The following is a 21,455-nucleotide window of genomic DNA, read 5'->3' on the forward strand; positions in this document are numbered from 1 at the left end:
AGCAATAAAATGACTTTAGAAGGATACCCTCAAGTGGTATCCTTTTATTATTCATACTAAAGATTTAAGGCGAATTATTCCTGTGTCTTTTCCAGCTGACTCAGTGGGCTTAGTTACCCCACAAAAGTTTATTTTTGAAGAGCCGTTAGAGCTCGAATGCGATCGCATACTCCCACGTTTTGAGCTCATGGTTGAAACTTATGGCGAACTGAATGCGGACAAATCCAATGCCATTTTGATTTGTCATGCTCTGTCAGGCCATCACCATGCAGCAGGTTATCATCATGAAGATGACCGTAAGCCGGGTTGGTGGGACGCATGTATTGGACCAGGCAAAGCTATTGATACGTCAAAATTCTTTGTCGTAGCACTAAATAATATCGGCGGCTGTAGCGGTTCTACTGGACCGACCTCTCCAAATCCTGAAAATGACAATCGCCCTTATGGTCCTGATTTCCCATTAGTGACTGTCCGTGACTGGGTCAAAACCCAAGCCATGTTATCTGATCGTTTAGAGATTCAGCAGTGGTATGCGGTGATTGGCGGTTCTTTAGGGGGCATGCAAGCTCTACAATGGTCTGTGGACTATCCAGATCGTTTACAAAAGTGCGTGATTATTGCCAGTACACCAAAACTGTCTGCGCAAAACATTGCCTTTAACGAAGTGGCACGTCAGTCGATTTTGTCTGACCCAGATTTCCATGATGGTCGCTATTTAGAAAATGACAGTTATCCTAAGCGTGGTTTGATCTTGGCCCGTATGGTGGGTCATATCACTTACCTCTCTGAAGAAGCCATGAAACAAAAATTTGGCCGTGACTTAAAGTCAGGTAAATTTATGTATGGCTTTGACGTCGAATTCCAAGTCGAAAGTTATTTGCGTTATCAAGGTGAGCAATTTAGCCGTAACTTTGATGCCAATACCTATTTGATCATGACCAAGGCTTTAGATTATTTCGATCCATCACGTGAATATGAGCAATCATTAAAAACCGCGATGTCTAAAACCAAGTGTCAATTTTTAGTTGTTTCGTTTACAACGGACTGGCGTTTTGCCCCTGCTCGTTCGCAAGAAATTGTAGATGCATTAATTAGCAATCATAAGCCTGTGAGCTATGTGGATATTGATGCTGAACAAGGCCATGACTCTTTCTTGTTCCCGATTCCGTTATATGTGAAAAGCTTACGTGCATTCCTAGGCGGTGTAAAACACCTGCAAGAAACACCGAAGGAGACCAACTAATGCGTATTGATCATCAACTGGCTGAACGTTGGATTAAACCAGATTCAAGCGTACTCGATTTAGGGTGTGGTGACGGTGAACTGCTTGCACATATGAGCAAAAAGCACAATATTCGTGCATATGGCTTAGAAATTGATCAAGAAAAGATTGCAATTGCAATCAGTCGCGGGTTAAATATCATCCAACAGGACTTGAACTTAGGTTTAAGTCGCTTTGCCGACCAGTCTTTTGACTATGTGGTTATGGCACAAGCCTTGCAAGCTGTAGATGCACCAGACGTTCTCTTAAGAGACATGGTGCGTGTGGGGAAACAGGCTATTATTACCTTTCCAAACTTTGCACATTGGAAGACTCGTTCTTTCCTTGCATTAAAAGGAATGATGCCCGTTTCAGACGCGTTACCCTATATGTGGTATAACACGCCCAATATTCATTTATGTACTTTCCGTGATTTTGAAGCGCTGTGTGCTGAAAATAACATCCGGATTATTAACCGACTTGCCGTGAATGGGGATCAACAAGACAGTTTACTCAGTAAACGTCTCCCAAATCTATTTGGTGAAGTCGCAATTTATCGAGTGAGCGCTCTATGAAAAAATTATTATTAAGCACGACGCTACTGATTGGACTTTTTAGCATACAAGCCCATGCGGATTATGTTGCTCCATCATCTTCAGTTTCTAGCCAAGCTGCTCAATATTCAATTATGGATATTCACAGCTTAAGTAAAGCTGCTAAAGCAGGTCAGCCCGGTGCTCAGTTTTACTTAGGCACTAAATATCAACAAGGTAAAGACGTTGCCAAAGATGAACGTCAAGCTTTTGCATGGTATAAGGCTGCTGCTGATCAAGGTTTATCTGCAGCACAGCTTAATGTAGGTCGTATGCTTGCAGATGGCATTGGGACTAAAAAAGATGAAGCGCTTGCTCGTCAATATTTCGAAAAAGCAGCCAGCCGTGGTGATAACCGCGCAAGCTTTAACTTAGCCATGATGGAAGAGCAAAAGAAAAACTACATGGGTGCATACCAATGGTATGAGCTTTCTACCCGTGATGGCATGCTCGACAACAAAGTGATTAGCTTGTCTGAAGGTAAGAAAACTGCTTTGGCAGCCAACTTAAGCCAAGACCAAATTCGTCAAGCACGTGACCGTGCAGACAAATGGATTCAAGCACAATAAGTTTTTGAATCTTAAAAAGCACCTTCGGGTGCTTTTTTATTGCCTGTCAACCACAGCATCTTGTTAAAATAGCCTCAAATCTTGTTTTATGGTGAATATTCACATGGCTTCAACTGATTGGTTATCTCAAGGCACTTTGGTGCTTGCAAGTAATAACAAAGGTAAAATTGCAGAATTTGAAAAAATGTTTGCGGAACTGAATTTGCCTGTTGAAGTAATTCCTCAAGGTCAATTAAACATTGAAGATGCCATCGAAGACGGTCTAAGCTTTGTTGAAAATGCCATTATCAAAGCGCGTCATGCGTCGAAAATTTCAGGCAAGCCAGCCATTGCAGATGATTCTGGCATTTGCGTACCTGTGCTTGGTGGCGCACCGGGGATTTACTCTGCGCGCTATGCAGGTGAACATGGCAATGATGCCGCTAACAATGCCAAGTTGCTTGCTGACCTCAAACCACTCCGTAAAGAGGGTGAAGCCATCGAAGGGATGTTTGTATGTGTCTTGGCTTTGGTCCAACATGCAGAAGACCCACTCCCACAAATTTTCCAAGGGATTTGGCGCGGTGAAGTGATGGAAGCAGCACGCGGTGAAAATGGCTTTGGCTATGACCCACTGTTTTGGCTGCCTGAACTAAACGTTTCTAGTGCTGAATTATCAAAAGAAGAAAAAAATAAAATCAGCCATCGTGGTCAGGCGATGAAATTATTTAAAGCAAGTTTGAAATAATTTGAATTGGAGTTAATCTTAATGCCAAAGATTAACTCCAATCCCTGAATAAAAATAGAATAATTATGGCACTTCAACCGATACAGATCATATGCAACGCTTGCCATCACACTTCAACTGAAATCCCAACACGCTCATTTCTTGGTTTTCAAAAAATAAGCTGCCCTCATTGCCATGCGCAACTAACCTACCCGCTCACCTCAGGCTTTCGTACCACTTACGTTATTTTTGCAGTGGTGATCGTGCTGTCGATCATGCTTAATCTGTCGCAAGGTCAGGTTGGATTTCCAGGCCTGATAGGTATCGCAATGATATACGCCCTCATGCGTGATTGGCAGATTCGAAAACAGCTCAAGTAGTCGCCCTTTGCGGGCATCTATAATTCACTTTTCATTTTAAAGCGAAAAAAGATGCAAAATTAACCCATATATACTAACGACGATGCAGCTCATAATCGTGCCTGAAGCAATATAACGTGCCGAAGTGCCTGTTCCTTGATAATGCGTTTCTAAAGCCACAATATTGGCTGCAGGGGGTAAGCAGAACAGCATGAACATCACCCCAATATATTTCTCGATCTGGGGAATCGGAAGAAAGGCATAACTCAAACTACAGATCACCGCGCCAACGGTGAGTTTCATCGCATAAATACGACTACTGTTCATCAGATCACGCCACTGTACCTTAGTCTGGCGCAGCCACATGCCTAAGACACACATCCCTGTGAAACTCATTCCAATTTTTGCAGCCTGATACAGCCAATCTAAGATCTGATGTTCTTCTAAATGCTGCAGTCCAACTATTCGACAGACACCTGCAATCATCAAGGCAAATACAGGCGGTGACATCGCCACTTTTTGAATCACGCTCGACCATGGGAGTTGGGCTGAACTGACGGCTGTCACGGCCCACATATTGCCAAAGATAGAGCCACCGACATACAGAGCCACCATCGCTGCACTAATTTCAGGACCGAACAGTGCTAATGCAAAAGGAAAACCCAGCCAAGCCAAGTTCAAATAACTGACACACAAGGCACGTAAACTATCTTTTAACAGCCAGCGAAATAAATAAAACATCAGCACGGCAACACTAAAGCTAAAGAGCATGAGCGCTAAACTGCCTGCTTGATAGAACACCATGTTGTAGATGATTACAGCTGGAATAAAACAGCGTGCAAGTAAGCTAGAGAAAATCGATTTGAGCGATGCCGTTCCTGATAATGATGCCAATCCGAGGCCACTTAAAAAACCCAATATCGGAAGAAGAAACGCCACTACACCACCCTCACTGCTCAATCCATGCATAGTAACACTGAACATAAGCTTCGCGGCTGTCTTTAAACTGCAACATCTTGGTCACTTCACTGTCATCTACAACTGCTGAAATGTTGTGCAGACCAACAAGAGGATAACAAGATGGCTGGACTATCGATTTGGCATGTACTGATTTTTGCAATTGTGGTGATTTTACTCTTTGGTACATCAAAACTAAAAAACTTGGGCAAAGATGTCGGCGGCGCGGTCAAAGATTTCAAAAAATCGATGCGTGATGAAGACGCAGCAAATACACAGCTTAATGAGCCTCGCACGCTAGAGCATGAAGCTCAAAATAAAACCAATTCCTCAGTTCAAAGCTAAGGAGTTGTCATAATGCTTAATATTGGTATTAGCGAATTACTGGTGTTCAGCATTATTGCGCTGATCGTACTTGGCCCAGAAAAACTGCCTGAAGGTATCCGCTTTGCAGGTAAATGGTACGGGAAAGTTAAACGACTGATCAGTAACGTGCAAACAGATATTGACCGTGAACTTCGCATGTCCGAACTTCGTGAAGAAATGCAAAAAGAAATGCAACGTATTCAACAGCTCGAAGCGCGTATGCAGGCGCAGATGAATGAATTGCAACAAACGCAACATCCCATAGAACAGACTGCGCAAAAACAACAAGAAGCAGTCCTACCTGACAATAAAAATTTATCCCCACGTTATCAATACATCGAACGTGATCAGAGCACGATCTTTGCCATGGTTACACCCCAAATGAAAATAAAGCACGAAATTAAAACAGATCAATCTGCTGCATTAAGCTCGACCGAAGCATTAGCAGAATATCAGGTGGCCGTATGACAGATCTTTCACTGAATAATTCACAGAACACTGTGCCTGATTTGGAAGAAATGCCGATCACCAAACATTTGGTGATTTTGCGTCGGCATTTGATCAAAATTACAGGGCTCATTTTGATTCTGTTCTTTTGTTTATTGCCCTTTGCCAATCAAAGCTATCAATTGATGTCAGAGCCTCTGCGTGCGCAGTTGCCGATGACCTCATCCATGATCGCAACGGATGTGACCGCCACCTTTATGGCGCCGTTCAAGTTGAATTTCTTTGTCGCGCTTATGCTCGCGATGCCTTTCGTGATTTATCAACTTTGGGCCTTCATCAAACCTGCACTGTATGAAAAAGAGCGGCATTTGGCGATGCCCTTATTATTCGGCAGTATCGTCCTCTTCTATGTCGGAATTGCATTTGCCTATTGGGTTGCTCTGCCCTCCATCCTACATTTTTTTATGAGTGTTTCCCCTGAAACAGTCGCCCCGATGACGGATATCAATAGTTATTTAAGTTTCTGCTTAAAGCTTTTTTTGGTGTTTGGGCTGACCTTTGAAATTCCCATCATCACGCTAATTTTGATTTTGATCGGGGTGGTGTCTACTCAAACCTTGGTGGAAAAGCGTCGTTTTATTATCGTCGGCTGTTTTTTTGTCGCCATGTTTGCCACGCCACCCGATGCGCTTTCGATGATCATGCTGGCCATTCCCATGTGGATGCTCTTTGAGCTGGGTTTGTTCTTTGGCAAGCTGATTGAAAAACGACGTGCATCTGCACCTTAAACAAACTTATTTTTCGACAATTTTGGTGAGTTTTACACCTAAGAGGCTGAGATAGCCTCTTTTTTTTATGCACCCATTTAATGTTTTGCAATTTACATGCAGCGAAATCTAAACGCCTATTTCATCAGTTTGCAACATTAGCTTCAAAGCATTGTCATATTTTATCGATAGTTTTATGTGATCAACTTTTACCCAGCACACCTTTGCCAGGATTTAAATTCATGACAAACATGCCATATAACGAAGATCAAGAACTTGATAACAACACTTCGGATAACCTTCATTTTCGTGACATTTTAGAACAACGCATCAGCCGTCGTAGCTTGATTACCAAGACTGCGAGTGGTGCAGTCGCACTTGCATTGGCATCTTCATTAACGGGGTGTAATGATGACAATGACTCAGATTCAAATAGCAATACCAAACCACCTGTCACTGATCCAAATCAAAAACCGACCAAGTTCAATTTCACACCAGTAAAAAAGAATTTAGACGATATTGTGACTGTTCCTGAAGGCTATCAAGCGCATGTGCTGTATGCGATGGGTGACTCGATTAACCCTGCATACCCAGCGTGGGATGATAACAATGTCCCTTCTGGCCCGAGCTTCCAATTCCGCTCTGGTGACTGCCATGACGGTATGAGCTTCTTTGGTTTAAATACCACCTCTGGACGTTATGATGCCAAGCAGTCTGACCAAGGTTTGTTGGTGATGAACCATGAATACATCAATCCAACCTTCTTACACCCACAAGGCCCAACCAAAGTGGATGGTCGTCGCCCTGAAGATGAAGTCATCCGTGAAGTCAATGCACACGGTGTTTCTGTCATTCAAATTGAAAAAGACAGCAAAACTCAAGCCGTTAAACTGGTACAAAATTCTCCATTTAACCGTCGTATTACCGCATCGACCGTAATGGACTTTAAAGGCCCTGTTGCAGGCTCAAGCTTAGTCAGTACGAAGTTTTCAGCCAATGGTCAACAAACCCGTGGTACACACAACAACTGTGGTAATGGTTATACCCCTTGGGGCACTTACCTGACGACAGAAGAAAACTTCATTGGTTACTTCGCTCGTGCGAAAGCAGATGATGCCAAACGTAGTCCTGCTGAAATTGTGGCACTCAACCGTTATGGCCTAAAAGCGGGTGCAAACTCACGCTATGGTTGGGAAACGGCGATTGGAAGTAATGAGTCACAAGATTTATATGACCGTTGGTCAGCGAATGTTACCGGTACTCAGGCAGCAGAAGATTATCGTAATGGTCCAAACACCTTTGGTTGGATTGTCGAAATCGACCCATTTGACCGTCGTGAAAACCCCGTAAAACGTACAGCACTGGGTCGCTTTGCACATGAAGACTGCCGTGCAAGTCGCTTACGTGAAGATGACAACCTTGCGTTTTACATGGGCGATGACTCGCGCGGTGAATACATCTATAAATTTGTATCCGACCAAAAATGGAATAAAAAAGATGTCAACGGTGGCTATGCCGCGGGCGACAAATACATGAACAACGGTAAGTTATACGTCGCCAAATTTAACAATGACGGCAAAGGTCAATGGATTGAATTGAGCTATAACGTCAATGGTTTAAACCAAAGCAACAGCGTGTATCCGTTTAGCTCACAAGCAGATGTTCTGACCTTCGCACGTCTTGCCGCAGATGCTGTCGGTGCTACCAAAATGGACCGCCCTGAATGGGTCGCTGTGCATCCAGACAATGGTGAAGTCTATGTGACCCTCACCAATAACTCGAACCGTGGTACGACGCATGCACTAGATGCTGCCAACCCACGTAACTACACCGACCCTGAAGGTGGTAAAGGCAACGTCAACGGTCATATTATCCGTTTCCGTGAAGACGGTGATACAACCACAGCGCTCAGCTTTACTTGGGATATTTACCTGTTTGGTGCTGAAGCAAAAATGGCGAGCAACATTAACTTATCTGGTCTAAATGACAATAATGACTTGTCTTCACCCGATGGGATGTGGTTCGACCCACGTGGTGTGTTATGGATTCAAACCGATGACGGTGCTTATACCGATACCACCAACTGTATGATGCTTGCTGCGCTTCCGGGTCAAGTCGGTGATGGTACAAAAGCCACGACATCATCGGGTCAAGAAACCATTGTGGGTGCAAAACTGAATGATGAAAACTTACGTCGCTTCCTGACTGGACCTAAAGAATGTGAAATCACAGGTGTGACGATGACACCTGACTACAAAGCGATTTTTATCAATGTGCAACATCCCGGTGAAGATTCAGCATCCTATTCTGAACCGACCAGCCACTGGCCTGCATCACAAACCAATGCAGCAGCGACTTCACGTCCTCGCTCAGCGACCGTAGTCATCACCCGTAAAGATGGTGGGGTGATTGCTGGCGAAGCGGTAGAACAAGCTCAGCCAACGCAAAAAACCGCATAAAACACCTCTAAAAAATAAGCCGACGAATCGTCGGCTTTTTTTTATGGCTTTAAATGCACTTCTATCTGGGTGATCTGTCCTTGTTGCTCACCCTGCTGCTGTTTTTCCTGCCAATGCCACTGTGAATCCCGCATACACAATAAATTTGAACAGCGGGTGCCATACACCGGACTTTGAATAAAGGTTGAAGACAGCAAATGTTCCATTTCCGCCTGAATCCCAGTATTGGGTAACAATGATGGAATGATTTTACGTTCATCTTCCAAAATATCCCACGCAGCAGCGTCTATATCCGCCTGTGGTTGCTGGCTTTGTAGCATCGGTAAAAATTCTTGCGTGAAACGTTTGCGTAAATGTCGGGTCTTTTCCCAATGTTCAGTCATTAAACCATTGGATGTGACATACACCCCTTTGGCTAAGACTTGTGGCGCTTCACCGCGATTACTCATATAAACGGCTTGAGTGGCATCGCCAACGAATAAATTAAAGCCAGCATAATTACATTGGATTTGTTCCAGTGCTTGCGCAAACCGAATGGGCGTTTGCTCAGATTCTAAAAATTGCTGAATCAAAGCGCCACGTGAAGTGGGATATGCAGTCTGATCACGACCATCACGAAAATTGGTCACAATCGCCCAACGCCCTTGAGCGGTTATCCCCATCCATGTTCCACCAGACTGTAAGTCCTGCCCTGCAATAATCGGACTATCTACCCATTGCTTTAGGCCTGCCGTCGGTCGATGATAAAACTCATCACGATTCGAAATCAGGCAGAGTGGCATGTCATCCAAGACCTGCCAAGCAAAAGCCACAATGCACATATTCAACTCTCAATATCTTTACACATTGAATGTACAACATTTTTCAGCACATTCAGCTAAAATCTGTGCAAAACATAATGACAAGGAACAGCAATGCTGACATATCCAAATATCGACCCTGTGGCGATATCACTGGGGCCACTACAAGTTCACTGGTATGGTCTGATGTATTTATTGGCCTTTTTATTTGCATGGGGCTTGGCAACCTACCGTGCAAAACAACGTGACGGCTGGAACGCAGAAATGGTCTCTGACCTGATTTTCTACGGTGCATTGGGTGTCGTGATTGGTGGACGCTTTGGCTATGTCTTCTTTTATGGTTTCGATCAGTTCCTTGCCAACCCACTATGGCTGTTCCAAGTTTGGACAGGTGGCATGAGCTTCCATGGCGGTTTCCTTGGGGTCATGATTGCCATGTTACTGTGGTGCAAAAAATATAAAATGACCTGGTTTCAAACCCTCGACTTTATTGCACCCTGCGTTCCAACAGGCTTGATGTTTGGTCGTATTGGGAACTTTATTGGTGGCGAACTGTATGGCCGTGCAGTGACTGACCCTAATTTTGCTTTCGGTATGATTTTCCCGACCGATCCACTCCAATTGGTGCGCCATCCGTCGCAGCTCTATCAAGCACTCTGTGAAGGTTTAATTCTGTTTATCGTGCTGTGGTGGTTTAGTTCAAAACCTCGTCCACGTTATGCCGTTTCAGCCTTGTTCCTCATCGGATATGGTATCGCACGCTTCACCGTTGAATTCTTCCGTGAGCCGGACAATGGTCAACTATTCATTGGATGGATGAGTAAAGGTCAGTTCCTGACAGTTCCGATGATTCTGATTGGACTATGGATGATGTGGTATGCCTACCAGAAAAAAATCTATGACTGGGGTCCACAAAAAAATCATTAATATTTTCTAAATGTCTTTAAGCAAGCGAGGTTTAAGCCTCGCTTTTTTATGCGCTGAAATTTATTCCTTCATACGCATTTACTGCACATGAAGTGACTGAATTAGACAACCGATCTGTGCTAAAGTTTATTCAGCTTATTTTTAAACTATCGATCCATGCTTGAATTTTGGTTTAACCCCAGCGTTTCTGTAATTAAAAAAATCCTGTTTTTTATTGCGATGGCCGTACTGACCGGTGTTTTGTATTGGATGGAACCCTTAACACTTCAAGCCATTCTAATGTTCATGGGTACAGGCGTGATTTTCCTGATTTGTCGTTATTGTAAGATTCATTTTGCAGCAAAAAACCCAACTGGTTTACTCTATCGTTTATTGACCTGGATACCGATTGCACTGCTGTTGGCTTTGGTTTTTATCAACATGAATAAGGGTGAAATTTTGATTCCGGGTGCTCAAGGCATTGGCTTTATGGCTTTGGCGATCTGCCTGCTCTCCCCGATTTCACTGCTGAATAAAAACGAGAACACTTCGCCCGAAGGTAAAGTTTAAATGCTGACGTTTTGGTACTCTGAGCGCTGTAACCGACAAATCAAGCTCTTCATTTGTATCAGTACCTGTGTGCTTATTTTTCTATGCGCTGAACAAAAACAACTAGATCCCCGCTTTGCGGGCTTCAGTTTAGCCATTGGTATGATGATTGATCTGCTTTATAAGTTAAGACAAGACAAACTAAAAACACTGTCTCCTTCATTAAAATGCGGTTTGGCTAGTTTGCCCATTTTATGTTTAGTGTGCTTAATTTATTTTCTACCCAATGAGCAACGCTGGATTTTAGCGCTGCAATGTGTGGGCTTTGCTGCAATTGGATTATTTATCGTCTCGATCTACAGTCAGCGTGCAAAAAGGTTTGAAGACTAACCTTTTTGCAGCCATGGGCTGTTAATCCGCTAAGCGGTAATAGCTGTATTTCACATTTGGAGTTCGATAGACCGCATAACCCGCTTGACGATAATCAGACACCCAATCCTTACCTGAATATGCTGCGATATGACCATAACGGCTACTTTGATTGCGGTCGATAATATAGATATCGCCTTTCTTAGGTCGATCAAACGCTAAATTAATTTTTTGATAACCAATTTTTTGTAATGTGCTGCCCCAATCTGCTGCGGCAACGGGGTGACCGTTAAAACGTGCCCCTGCGGACTCAAGTGCTAAACGAACACTGCGGGCACATTTCTGAGTACTTCTTTGGCGGGTAATGCCTTGTAAAAATCCAGTCAAACGATCGATATCGATACGCTGACCATTTCGGGATACCACATTTTTAGTCGCTGCTTTTTGAGTGGTATTGGACTTGCCCGTATTTTTACTCGCCTGAGAACGAATTATGATATTTGCCTGAACTGGAGCATGCACTTCACTCAAGTTTACATTGTGATCATAAGCCATTCTTTAACCCACACTCCCGCCTATATTTAGGCATTCAAAAATTTTAACGAAGGTGATAGTACCGCGTAAATCATGTTTTTTCATGTAAAAAATGTAAGATTTCTTAAACAAATCTTCACATTTAAATACGACCGTCTATTTTTAATTCAAATAGATTTATTTTTTATATCAAACTCTTAATCAAAAATAGTTATTCAAAATCACCTCTTCATAATGAGAAAAATCACGTGTATTTTTTAATCAAACTTATCTGTATTTTTTTTCAACGCTGCGAATGTAACATCGCTTGGTATGTAAACAATAGAGCTTAAGTCTTCTAAACTCATGCTTGATTTAACAGAAATATTGTCTCCTTAACACTTCATGTAATTGTTATTAATAGACGTCTTCAACTCAGACAATTCAGCGCTTGTTGCCTGCAAAATTTTCTCATCACCCAATAAACACCGTATGATTTTGTTTTTTTAAACCTGACCATATTCAAGCGCCCATCGCAGTTCCTTCCTCACGCAAAACAAGCTAATATGTGCCACAAGAAATTTAGCAAATTATGAGAGAGACATGCGCCAGTATTTAGACCTTTTACAACACATTCTCGACAACGGCGGCGACAAGAGCGACCGTACGGGTACGGGAACACGTTCTGTATTTGGTCATCAAATGCGCTTCGATCTTTCTCAAGGTTTCCCTTTACTCACCACCAAGAAAGTTCATTTCCGCTCTATCGTGATTGAACTGTTGTGGTTCCTTAAAGGCGATACCAATGTTCAATATTTGCAAGACAATAAAGTCTCGATTTGGGATGAATGGTCTACAGCAGAACAAACTGCTCGTTTTGGTCGTCCTGCCGGTGAATTAGGTCCTGTTTATGGTCATCAATGGCGTAATTTCGGTGCAACCAAAAAAGCCGATGGCCTATATGAACAAGATGGTTTTGACCAAATTAAATGGTTGGTCAATGAAATCAAAACCAATCCTAACTCTCGTCGTCTAATCGTGTCTGGTTGGAACCCAAATGAGGCAGGTAATGTTGCATTGCCACCATGCCATACCTTGTTTCAATTTTTTGTCCAAAACGGAAAATTATCCTGCCAATTATATCAACGTAGTGCTGACGTTTTTTTGGGTGTGCCGTTTAACATTGCCAGCTATGCCCTGTTAACACACATGATTGCGCAAGTTTGTGGTCTTGGTGTGGGCGACTTCGTTTGGACCGGTGGGGATACACATTTGTATGCCAACCATTTCGAACAAGCGCAGTTGCAACTGACACGTGAACCAATGGGTCTGTGCCAATTAAAACTCAATCCTGAAATCACCGATCTTTTCGATTTTAAATTTGAAGATATTGAAATCGTAGGTTATGAATCACATCCTGCGATTAAAGCCCCTGTTGCGGTTTAATTTTTAGAAATCCCAAGTGAAAAGCAAAATCCCGCTTTACCTCAAGCGGGATTTTGCATTCTAATAGACGGCAAATATTTCGGCTATTTGAGTTCAAACTATGGCATTTCAAAATTTAGAAATCGTGCACGTTGTCGCTATGGATCAGCAGCGCTGCATTGGTAAAGGGAATGATTTGCCGTGGCATATTTCTGCAGATTTACAACACTTTAAAACCATCACCCAAGGTGGTGTGGTGGTTATGGGACGCAAAACCTTAGAGTCTATGGGACGTACCCTACCGAAGCGTGTCAATTGGGTCATTACACGAGATAGCAATTGGTCATTTGAAGGCACCAAAGTCGCATATAGTATCGACGAGGCGTTAACGCAAGCTGTTGCTGATGTCGCGAGTTCAGAAAAACCAACGAGTTTGTTTATTATTGGTGGTGGTGAAATTTTTAAGCAAACCATCGGCATCGCAGACCGTTTAGAACTCACGCATGTTGAACTCGATGTTCAAGGTGATGCGCATTATCCTGAAATTCCTGCGGACTTTCAAAAAGTGGCATCAGAAAAACATATCGACGACAAAACTGGGATTGCTTTTGAGTTCGCAACTTACCGAAAATAAAGAAAAATCTTAAACTAAAAAAAAATATGCAACAGAGTGACCAACAAGCAATGTTCAAAAAAATAGAGCGAAGTATTCTTCATGCTCTATTTAGTGTGTTTGTCCTCTGTTCTTCGATTTGGCTCTGTGCCGCCCTGTGGATACAGCAACCGGCAGGCTGGTTAGGCAGCCGCATTATCATTGGGATCTGGATTGCTTTCGCCCTGAGCATTTTAGGCATCTATATTACCCAACACTTTTTTAGCCGGCGTAAAGATGTCTTGATTTATATTGTGGGCTTTATCTGTGGTCTATTTTGGTATTTTGGCATGGAAGCACGCCAAGATCGTGAATGGAATCCTGAAGTAGCAGAAATTCTACATTATGAAAAGCAAGGCAATCTCGTCACCTTGCATAATGTGCGTAATTTCGACTGGCATGCCGATGGCAGCTATACCCCGCGTTGGGAAACCCGCCAATATGACCTAAGTCAAATCAATGGCGTCAACATCATTACCTCGTATTGGATGGGGCCGCAAATCGCCCATACCTTGGTCAGTTTTGATTTTGCTGACCGACCACCGCTGACGTTTTCGATTGAAATTCGCAAAGAGAAAAACGAAGAATTCTCTGCGATTGGTGGTTTTTTCCGTAAATATGAACTGAGCCTTATTGCATCAGATGAAAAAGATATCATCTATACCCGCAGCAATACACGCGGAGAACAGGTCTATTTCTTCCCCGTAAACATGCCAAAATCTGAAATGCAGGCGCTGTTTATTGAATATTTACATAAAGCCGATGAACTGCAGACTCAACCTAAATGGTACAACACGCTCACCAGTAATTGTACAACACTGGTTTTTGACATGATTCAAGCTGTTTCCAAACATCAACTTCCAACCGATTACCGCTTATTTGCATCCGGTTATTTGCCGAATTATTTATATGACCTCCATGCCATAGACCAAAATTGGGATATGAAAACATGGTATCAAAAAGCCCATGTTAACCCTCGTGTCTCTCAAATCAAGCAACTGAGCAGTGAACAATATTCGAAGTTAATCCGACAAGGTTTGCCGCATTCACAGTCCAATCCAAGCGCCAATCAATTGTAATTCTTAAATATTGATACAAATATGGCTAGCTTATCTGTGCGATATTTGCTTAGATAGTTGAAATGCTTCCACGGGGAAATTCCGATGCTAAAACAAATATTTGTTGCTGCAACTTTGGTTTCAACTTTAGTGGTGACAGGCTGTGAAAGCATGCCTGCACAAGACAACACCATAACTGAAAATTTAAACCTATTACAAAACCGTACTTGGATTGCCACTCAGATTGGCAACACTCCAATCAAAACAGCACCCAATGCGCATAATATTCCAAGCATTCAATTCGATGCGGCTTCAAAACGTGTCTCAGGTGCAGACGGCTGTAATCGTATAATGGGTGGCTATAATGCTGGCAAAGACACCATAACCTTTGGCCCGATTGCTGCGACACAAATGGCTTGTCTCAATAACAATGGGCTAGAGCGACAGTACCATGCAGCACTCGAAAAGGTAACGCATTATCAAGTTTTTGGAAAAACCTTGAAATTGCTAGACCGTCACGGCAATTTATTAATTCAATATGAAAGCGCTGTTCAACCGCGTTAAATCGTTAAAAAAGTCTGCTTCGGCAGACTTTTTTATTCACTGTTCAGTCATGCCAGAGACATTTAATGCACATAAACTTGTGATTAGTATACAGACGTACATTGCAGTTTTTAGCTATAACCCCATATTAAACATCAGGGAACAAGATAGGATTTCACTATGCAACAAGCGGTATTTGGTGGTGGGTGCTTTTGGTGTGTAGAAGCAGTTTTTCTACAACTAAAGGGCGTGCAAACAGTCGTCAGTGGTTATGCAGGGGGAGTTACTCAGCATCCGAGCTATGAGCAAATCTGTGAGGGAAGTACCCAACATGCAGAAGTCATTCAGATCAATTTTGATGACAGCCAAATCAGTTTTAGCCAATTGCTGGATGTATTTTTCGCAACCCACGATCCAACCACGCTGAACCGTCAAGGCAACGATGTCGGCACACAGTATCGCTCAGTGATTTTCTATCAGGACGAATCACAAAAGCAGCTTGCTCAACAACGTATTGAAGAATTAAAAGCTGAAGGCGTCAATATCGTGACTGAACTGAGTCCAATGCCAACCTTCTACCCTGCCGAAGAATATCATCAAAACTTCTTTGCACGTAACCCAAACCAAGGTTATTGTAATTTTTCAATACCACCTAAACTCATGAAATTACGTAGCAAATTTCAAGACCTACTCAAATCTGAGTGATCTAATTAAACGGCATCTATTTTCAAAATAGAGACATAAAAAAAGCGACATTTCAGTCGCTTTTTTTAGTTATCTTTGCTCAGTGCTTAGTTATCACTGGCAAAGGCGATATCGCTGAGTCCGGCTCCACTCGCACGCGACATCACTTGTGCAACTGTGTCATAACGTGATTCTTTATCGGCTTTTAATACCAATGCAGGCTTACGTTCTTGCTGACCAGCTGTATTTAGACGACTTTCTAAATCTTCGAGCGTGACAATATCACCATTCCAAGCGATATCACCCGCTGAGTTAATGCTGATGGTTACGCTTTCAGTTGGCAGATCAATCACTTCTGCAGTCGTTTGTGGCAAGGTTAATGGAATTGATGGGTTGGCAACAGTCGCAGTCACCAAGAAGATGATCATCAATACCAACATAATATCGATGAGCGGAATGAGGTTCATCTCATTCATGCCAGCATCGTTGTCTTCACCCAATTGAAAAGCCATTAAGCTTGACCTCCAGCTAAACTTTGCTGTGCAGTTTTCACGTCTTCTTTCTTCGCTGCAGATTCTTGTTGCAACATAGTATCAATCAATAAACCATGCGCTTGATCTTGCAATTCATTCGACAGTGTACGGTTAAAACGAACACAAATGTTATAAGCCAATACCGCAGGAATCGCCACAGCCAAACCAAGACCGGTCATGATCAAAGCTTCACCGACTGGAGTTGCCACTTGCGCTAAACCCGCTTGACCGCTTTTACCCACTGCTACAAGGGCATGGAAAATACCCCATACTGTACCGAACAAACCTACGAACGGTGCAATTGAAGCAATCGTACCCAATACAGATACGCCTTTTTCAGCATTAGCTTTTTCTACCGAAATTTGACGTAGTAATGCTTGTTCAGCCACAGCCTTACGTTGTTCAAAAGCCAAAGGAGCAAATTTCGCTTTCAGTTTGCTTAGTGCATCTGCAAGGTGGTTATACGCCACTTGTTTGAGCTGACGTGTGCCCATAATACGAAGAACGAAGATCGTCCAAGTCGCAATCGACATTGCAAGTAACACGAAATACAGTGTTTTGCTGACTGCATCTGCATGTTGCCAATAAACTGAAAAGTTCATATTCGAACTCCTAATGGGTTAGCCGGAATCTTAATTAAGTTTAAAGTTGAATGGTTGATCAACTCGCGTCGGAGTTGCCACACCATTATCAATATATTTGGATAAACGTGCACGCTTCACTGCATCAGTCACTTTACGGTTTACAGCAGCGCCACAAGTCGAGTTTTTAATCGTTGCTGATTCGACTTTACCTTCAGCACTTGCAGCAATCGCAACTACAACTGTACACGACGCTTTTAATTCACCACCTTCAAATTGAACATTCGGTTTCTTAATCCAACTGACACCATTACCAATGCTCACAGTTTTAGGTGTCGGTGGCGCAGGTGGTGCTGGAGGCGCAGGTGGTGGTGCAACAGGTGCCGGAGGTGTTGGTTCAACACGAACGACTTTCGTTTCAGAAACCACAGTTGAAACAACAGGTGTTGGTGGTACGTTTTTGACCGCTTCAACAGTTGGTTTCGGCGCATCTTTCTTTTTCACCTGTTCCACTTTTTCCACTTTCTTCGGTGGAGGTGGTAAAGGCTTATCTACAATTTTAACTTCTTTTGGCTTTGGTGGCTCTTTCTTCGGTTCTGGTTTTGGCTTCGGAGGTTCTGGTTTTTTCTCTTCAACAATCTTCACAAAGCGAACTTTAATCGGATCTTTTTCGATCGGTTTAAGTTCTGGTGCTTTCATATTGCTGACCGCCCATAATACTCCCATATGCCCTACCACAACAGCGAGAAGCGCAGTAATGATTTTCTTTTTCATCGGGTTAGGTGATTGCATCATTGGAGCGGGAGATTGACTCATTAAACTCAGTTACCTTGAAGAAGCGATTGCATTTATTTTGTCAAAAATACAATCATGCTCATCGGTTAGCACAATTAAAGTACGGCAATAATAAATGAGAAGTGTTTTCATTTGCAACTATTAATTCGTCAGTTTTAATGACTTTTTTTAATCATAATATAAAAAAGGCATACCTAAAGTATGCCCTTTTATTCAAAAATTTATCTCGTTTTATTGAAATACAACAGTTTTATTACCATCGACAATAATACGATCTTCAAGATGCCATTTGACTGCACGTGCGAGCACATTACGTTCTACGTCCTGACCTAACTCACGCAATTGTTCAACAGTAAAGTCGTGGCTTACACGCTCTACGTCTTGCTCAATAATCGGCCCTTGGTCAAGATCAGCAGTCACATAGTGCGCTGTCGCACCAATCAACTTCACACCTTTTTCATGCGCTTGTTTATATGGGTTCGCACCAACAAAGGCTGGGAGGAATGAATGGTGAATGTTGATCACTTTCATTTCCCATTTTTGAACAAATTCTTCGTCTAAAATTTGCATATAACGAGCAAGAACCAATAAATCATTGCCTTGCATCAACTGATCAATTTGCTCATAAGCTTCACGTTTGTTTTCTTTATTCACAGGAACAACTTCAAACGGAATACCGAAATTTTCTACAGATTCACGTAAAGCATCGTGGTTAGACACGACTTTGGTGATTTCACATGGCAAACCACCACGTGCATGACGCCACAACAGCTCAAGCAAAGCATGGTCAACTTTTGACACCAAGATACCGACTTTCTTCACATCACTGACTAAAGCTAAACGCCAGTGCATGTTGTAACGCTCAGCAACATTGCTTGCAAATGTTTGAGTTAGACTTTCTTTACGGCTTTGTAAATTGTCCAATTCGAACTCAACACGCATGAAGTATCGCCCCCCTTGAGCTTCAGTCGCGTATTGATCAAGTGCGGTAATATTTGCTCCCTGATGATACAAAAAGCTCGAAACAGCTTGCACAATCCCTGGTTTATCTTCACAGGTAATGAGTAAGCGTGCTGTGTTAGCGGTCGACATATTCATGTTGGTTTATATCACTAATCAGTTAAATTGAAAAAAGAGCCGAGTATTCTAACGCTTTTTGAAGCCAGACTAAATAGTCTTATTCTGTAACCTGATGCTTTACGTTTGAAAGACTTGCAAACAAGTCCGACGGCCCTAAAGTTTCGAGCAATCGCTCATAGGTTTCACGGCTTTCACCACGTAGATATGCGCCTTCTAAGAACACCATTTGTCGCAGTGCTTGCCACACCCACTTTTCTTCTAAAGTGTTGGAGTCGGTAATATGGCCCGACATATAAAGGAAGTTGGTCCAGTTGGTCAGCACGATCCACAAGTTAATGGTTAAGGCCTCAATTTCAGAATCGGTCATCTGCATTAAGCCTGCGTCAACAAAGGCACGATAAATTTTCTGCCCTTGTTGCATAACTTGACCGGCAAAACGTGGATACATTTTGCGGAAATCTTCATTATTTTCGACCAAGTGATAAACATCACGATGTAAAAAGCGATAAGCCCATAATTGGCTACTTAATACTTGGAAATAGCGAATTTTATCATTGGCATCTAATTGACGATCATCAGGAAGCGCTAACATTTCCAGCGTTTCTTGCTGATATTGCTCCATTAATTCCTTAATAATTTCACTTTTATTTCGGAAATGGTAATACAAGTTACCTGGGCTCATTCCCAGTTCAGCAGCAATATGATTGGTTGTCACTGAACGCTCGCCACGCTCATTAAACAACTGCAAACTCAGCTGCAAAATACGTTCTTTCGTTTTTAAGGTTTTGGTGTGAGACATCCTAAAACAACCATTTATTTCAAAGCATTAGAACACTAACACATAAAGTAACTTGACTATTTAGAGTATTTGCTCTAAAAATTAATTAATCGCTAATTTGGATATGGTCGTGCGACATGAATAGTCAAACAAAAACAACTTCAATGACACCACATTCTTTTGATCACCAGCATCTCAACAATATGTTGGAACAGCAGAAACAAGCATATTTACGTTACCCATTGCCTACAGCGAAGGAACGTATAGACCGTTTGGCTCGGCTTAAGCGTATCTTAGTTAAGTATCAAGATCAATTTGCTGATGCAATTAATCAAGACTATGGTAACCGTTCTATTGGTGAAACCAAGATTGGTGAGTTGCTCACATGTCTTGAACACATCAAATATTATAGCAAGCATTTGACAGACTGGATGAAACCATCCAAACGCCATGTCGGAATTATTCACCAACCTGCAAAAGCATGGGTGCAATATCAACCACTTGGTGTCGTCGGCATTATTACGCCATGGAACTACCCACTGCTTCTTTCTATAGGCCCACTGATTTGTGCTTTGGCTGCGGGCAACCATGCCATGATCAAAATTTCGAGTGCCTCTGCGGCATTCGGTGATGTGCTCGAAAAAGCTCTCGCAGAAGCATTTCCTCAAGAATTGGTCGCAGTCGTCAATGGTGGTGGCCCAATTTCAGATGCGTTTAGTCACCTTGCCTTCGATAAAATGATTTTCACGGGCTCAACCAATGTCGGTAAAACCGTCATGGCTGCTGCGTCTGAAAACTTAGTTCCTGTGATTTTAGAATTAGGCGGAAAGTCACCTGTATTGGTTCATCCGTCTATTGACCTTGCGGATGTTGCACAGCGTCTTGCGGTTGGTAAACTTTGGAATGCAGGTCAAACTTGTGTTGCACCTGATTATGTGTTCTTACCTCGTGGTAAAACTGCTGAATTTTTAGATCACTATAAAGTGTGCGTTGAAGCTATGTACCCAAGTATTGCTCATAATCAGGACTACACCTCGATTATTAATGACAAGCAGTACAAGCGCCTACAAGGTTATTTAGAAGATGCACGTGATCAAGGCGCACAAATCATCAGTTTTAACCCACAAAATGAAGATGTGGACGCTGTACGTAAAATTGCACCGACTGTTTTAACGGGTGTCACTCCAGACATGCAAATTATGCAGCATGAAATCTTCGGTCCGATCCTTCCGATCATGGAATATGATCAAATTGACGAGGTTATTGCTTTTATTAATAGCCGTCCTCGTCCACTTGCTTTATACTATTTCGACTTTGATCAGGCACGTGCCGACTATGTCGCGACACGTACCCATTCAGGACATTTCGGACAAAACACGGTATTAACCCATGTGGCTCAAGATGACCTGCCTTTTGGCGGTGTGGGGGCTTCGGGTATGGGGAAATATCATGGTCCAGAAGGTTTCTTCAGTTTGTCGCATGAACGCTCGGTGATGTCGAATCCAAAACTCTATAGTTTGAAATTCATTCTTCCACCGTTCAATAAGCCGATCCACAAACTGATTTCGAAGACACTTCTTCGATAAACGATCAAGGCATGAACGATCACACTAGGTGATCGTTCGTTTTATGCAAAATCGCTTGTCTTTTAAGCGCATTTTTGATATAAAACGCCCCTTGAATGAATTCAATGTTTTTTTTGACT

At 42.5% G+C, this 21,455-nt stretch carries 26 protein-coding genes; 18 read left to right on the forward strand and 8 right to left on the reverse strand.

All coding sequences use genetic code 11. The features are described from left to right. The first annotated feature begins 82 nt into the window (after positions 1-82). From FTU34_RS05205 to FTU34_RS05225, 5 genes are all read left to right on the forward strand, one after another. Entirely contained in the window at positions 83-1,243 is a 1,161-nt protein-coding gene (locus FTU34_RS05205; protein ID WP_078192713.1) for a homoserine O-acetyltransferase, read from the forward strand. After that, entirely contained in the window at positions 1,243-1,836 is a 594-nt protein-coding gene (gene metW / locus FTU34_RS05210) for a methionine biosynthesis protein MetW (RefSeq protein WP_180034926.1), read from the forward strand. Before FTU34_RS05205 ends, metW begins: the two co-directional genes overlap by 1 nt. After that, positions 1,833-2,423, forward strand: a complete 591-nt coding sequence (locus FTU34_RS05215) for a tetratricopeptide repeat protein (RefSeq protein WP_078189669.1) — start codon at positions 1,833-1,835, stop codon at positions 2,421-2,423. The genes metW and FTU34_RS05215 overlap by 4 nt, the downstream gene beginning before the upstream one ends. A 103-nt stretch (positions 2,424-2,526) precedes the next feature. Continuing rightward, a complete protein-coding gene (gene rdgB / locus FTU34_RS05220; protein WP_078192870.1) occupies positions 2,527-3,150 on the forward strand; it encodes an RdgB/HAM1 family non-canonical purine NTP pyrophosphatase in 624 nt (207 codons plus the stop codon). 65 nt (positions 3,151-3,215) lie between these two features. Continuing rightward, positions 3,216-3,509, forward strand: a complete 294-nt coding sequence (locus FTU34_RS05225) for a hypothetical protein (protein WP_180034927.1) — start codon at positions 3,216-3,218, stop codon at positions 3,507-3,509. A gap of 36 nt (positions 3,510-3,545) precedes the next feature. On the opposite strand, the gene FTU34_RS05230 is transcribed toward FTU34_RS05225, so the two are convergent. After that, a complete protein-coding gene (locus tag FTU34_RS05230; protein WP_180035028.1) occupies positions 3,546-4,427 on the reverse strand; it encodes a permease in 882 nt (293 codons plus the stop codon). Between the two features lie 141 nt (positions 4,428-4,568). On the opposite strand from FTU34_RS05230, the gene tatA reads away from it, so the two are divergent. The 4 genes from tatA (at position 4,569) to FTU34_RS05250 (ending at position 8,484) form a co-directional block, all read left to right on the forward strand. Next, positions 4,569-4,790 carry a Sec-independent protein translocase subunit TatA gene (tatA, locus tag FTU34_RS05235; protein WP_078189673.1) on the forward strand — a complete coding sequence of 74 codons (222 nt, stop codon included), beginning with the start codon at positions 4,569-4,571 and terminating at the stop codon, positions 4,788-4,790. Between the two features lie 12 nt (positions 4,791-4,802). Further along, positions 4,803-5,279, forward strand: coding sequence for a Sec-independent protein translocase protein TatB (gene tatB / locus FTU34_RS05240; RefSeq protein WP_180034928.1), 477 nt, complete (start codon positions 4,803-4,805; stop codon positions 5,277-5,279). Then, the gene (gene tatC, locus FTU34_RS05245; RefSeq protein ID WP_180034929.1) at positions 5,276-6,046 is read left to right on the forward strand and encodes a twin-arginine translocase subunit TatC; all 771 of its coding nucleotides are present in this window, start codon (positions 5,276-5,278) and stop codon (positions 6,044-6,046) included. Before tatB ends, tatC begins: the two co-directional genes overlap by 4 nt. A 221-nt stretch (positions 6,047-6,267) precedes the next feature. Then, positions 6,268-8,484 (forward strand): PhoX family phosphatase, encoded by a 2,217-nt coding sequence (locus tag FTU34_RS05250; protein WP_180034930.1) that lies wholly within the window; start codon positions 6,268-6,270, stop codon positions 8,482-8,484. A gap of 41 nt (positions 8,485-8,525) precedes the next feature. Here the strand turns inward: FTU34_RS05250 and FTU34_RS05255 are convergent, their stop codons facing one another. Then, a complete protein-coding gene (locus FTU34_RS05255; RefSeq protein WP_180034931.1) occupies positions 8,526-9,305 on the reverse strand; it encodes an NRDE family protein in 780 nt (259 codons plus the stop codon). A 93-nt stretch (positions 9,306-9,398) separates the two neighbouring features. On the opposite strand from FTU34_RS05255, the gene lgt reads away from it, so the two are divergent. From lgt to FTU34_RS05270, 3 genes are all read left to right on the forward strand, one after another. Next, complete coding sequence (gene lgt, locus FTU34_RS05260; protein WP_078189677.1) at positions 9,399-10,211, forward strand: prolipoprotein diacylglyceryl transferase; 813 nt, start codon at positions 9,399-9,401, stop codon at positions 10,209-10,211. A gap of 156 nt (positions 10,212-10,367) precedes the next feature. Then, positions 10,368-10,760, forward strand: coding sequence for a hypothetical protein (locus FTU34_RS05265; protein ID WP_180034932.1), 393 nt, complete (start codon positions 10,368-10,370; stop codon positions 10,758-10,760). Continuing rightward, the gene (locus FTU34_RS05270) at positions 10,761-11,129 is read left to right on the forward strand and encodes a hypothetical protein (protein WP_180034933.1); all 369 of its coding nucleotides are present in this window, start codon (positions 10,761-10,763) and stop codon (positions 11,127-11,129) included. It begins immediately after the preceding gene. 21 nt (positions 11,130-11,150) lie between these two features. On the opposite strand, the gene FTU34_RS05275 is transcribed toward FTU34_RS05270, so the two are convergent. Further along, the gene (locus FTU34_RS05275) at positions 11,151-11,663 is read right to left on the reverse strand and encodes a peptidoglycan amidohydrolase family protein (protein WP_168377881.1); all 513 of its coding nucleotides are present in this window, start codon (positions 11,661-11,663) and stop codon (positions 11,151-11,153) included. 561 nt (positions 11,664-12,224) lie between these two features. On the opposite strand from FTU34_RS05275, the gene thyA reads away from it, so the two are divergent. The 5 genes from thyA to msrA all read left to right on the forward strand — a co-directional run bounded on the left by thyA (position 12,225) and on the right by msrA (position 16,004). Beyond that, complete coding sequence (thyA, locus tag FTU34_RS05280; RefSeq protein WP_111884060.1) at positions 12,225-13,067, forward strand: thymidylate synthase; 843 nt, start codon at positions 12,225-12,227, stop codon at positions 13,065-13,067. A 100-nt stretch (positions 13,068-13,167) separates the two neighbouring features. After that, complete coding sequence (locus tag FTU34_RS05285) at positions 13,168-13,680, forward strand: dihydrofolate reductase (protein ID WP_180034934.1); 513 nt, start codon at positions 13,168-13,170, stop codon at positions 13,678-13,680. A 26-nt stretch (positions 13,681-13,706) separates the two neighbouring features. After that, positions 13,707-14,777 (forward strand): DUF4105 domain-containing protein, encoded by a 1,071-nt coding sequence (locus FTU34_RS05290; RefSeq protein WP_180034935.1) that lies wholly within the window; start codon positions 13,707-13,709, stop codon positions 14,775-14,777. Between the two features lie 84 nt (positions 14,778-14,861). Continuing rightward, complete coding sequence (locus FTU34_RS05295) at positions 14,862-15,320, forward strand: META domain-containing protein (protein WP_111884063.1); 459 nt, start codon at positions 14,862-14,864, stop codon at positions 15,318-15,320. Between the two features lie 159 nt (positions 15,321-15,479). Then, entirely contained in the window at positions 15,480-16,004 is a 525-nt protein-coding gene (gene msrA / locus FTU34_RS05300; protein ID WP_180034936.1) for a peptide-methionine (S)-S-oxide reductase MsrA, read from the forward strand. An 86-nt stretch (positions 16,005-16,090) separates the two neighbouring features. On the opposite strand, the gene FTU34_RS05305 is transcribed toward msrA, so the two are convergent. The 5 genes from FTU34_RS05305 to FTU34_RS05325 all read right to left on the reverse strand — a co-directional run bounded on the left by FTU34_RS05305 (position 16,091) and on the right by FTU34_RS05325 (position 19,771). Further along, entirely contained in the window at positions 16,091-16,495 is a 405-nt protein-coding gene (locus tag FTU34_RS05305) for a biopolymer transporter ExbD (protein WP_078192724.1), read from the reverse strand. After that, entirely contained in the window at positions 16,495-17,118 is a 624-nt protein-coding gene (locus FTU34_RS05310; RefSeq protein ID WP_078192725.1) for a MotA/TolQ/ExbB proton channel family protein, read from the reverse strand. Before FTU34_RS05310 ends, FTU34_RS05305 begins: the two co-directional genes overlap by 1 nt. 30 nt (positions 17,119-17,148) lie before the next feature. After that, positions 17,149-17,913, reverse strand: coding sequence for a TonB family protein (locus FTU34_RS05315; protein ID WP_180034937.1), 765 nt, complete (start codon positions 17,911-17,913; stop codon positions 17,149-17,151). Positions 17,914-18,123: 210 nt separating this feature from the next. Beyond that, positions 18,124-18,990, reverse strand: a complete 867-nt coding sequence (purU, locus tag FTU34_RS05320) for a formyltetrahydrofolate deformylase (RefSeq protein WP_078192727.1) — start codon at positions 18,988-18,990, stop codon at positions 18,124-18,126. 79 nt (positions 18,991-19,069) lie between these two features. Next, positions 19,070-19,771, reverse strand: a complete 702-nt coding sequence (locus FTU34_RS05325; protein ID WP_180034938.1) for a TetR/AcrR family transcriptional regulator — start codon at positions 19,769-19,771, stop codon at positions 19,070-19,072. Positions 19,772-19,887: 116 nt separating this feature from the next. On the opposite strand from FTU34_RS05325, the gene FTU34_RS05330 reads away from it, so the two are divergent. Beyond that, positions 19,888-21,336 (forward strand): coniferyl aldehyde dehydrogenase, encoded by a 1,449-nt coding sequence (locus FTU34_RS05330; RefSeq protein WP_180034939.1) that lies wholly within the window; start codon positions 19,888-19,890, stop codon positions 21,334-21,336. Positions 21,337-21,455: the final 119 nt, after the last annotated feature.

Origin of the sequence: Acinetobacter sp. YH12094, from assembly GCF_013419295.1 — a bacterium.
Classification (GTDB): Bacteria; Pseudomonadota; Gammaproteobacteria; order Pseudomonadales; family Moraxellaceae; genus Acinetobacter; species Acinetobacter amyesii.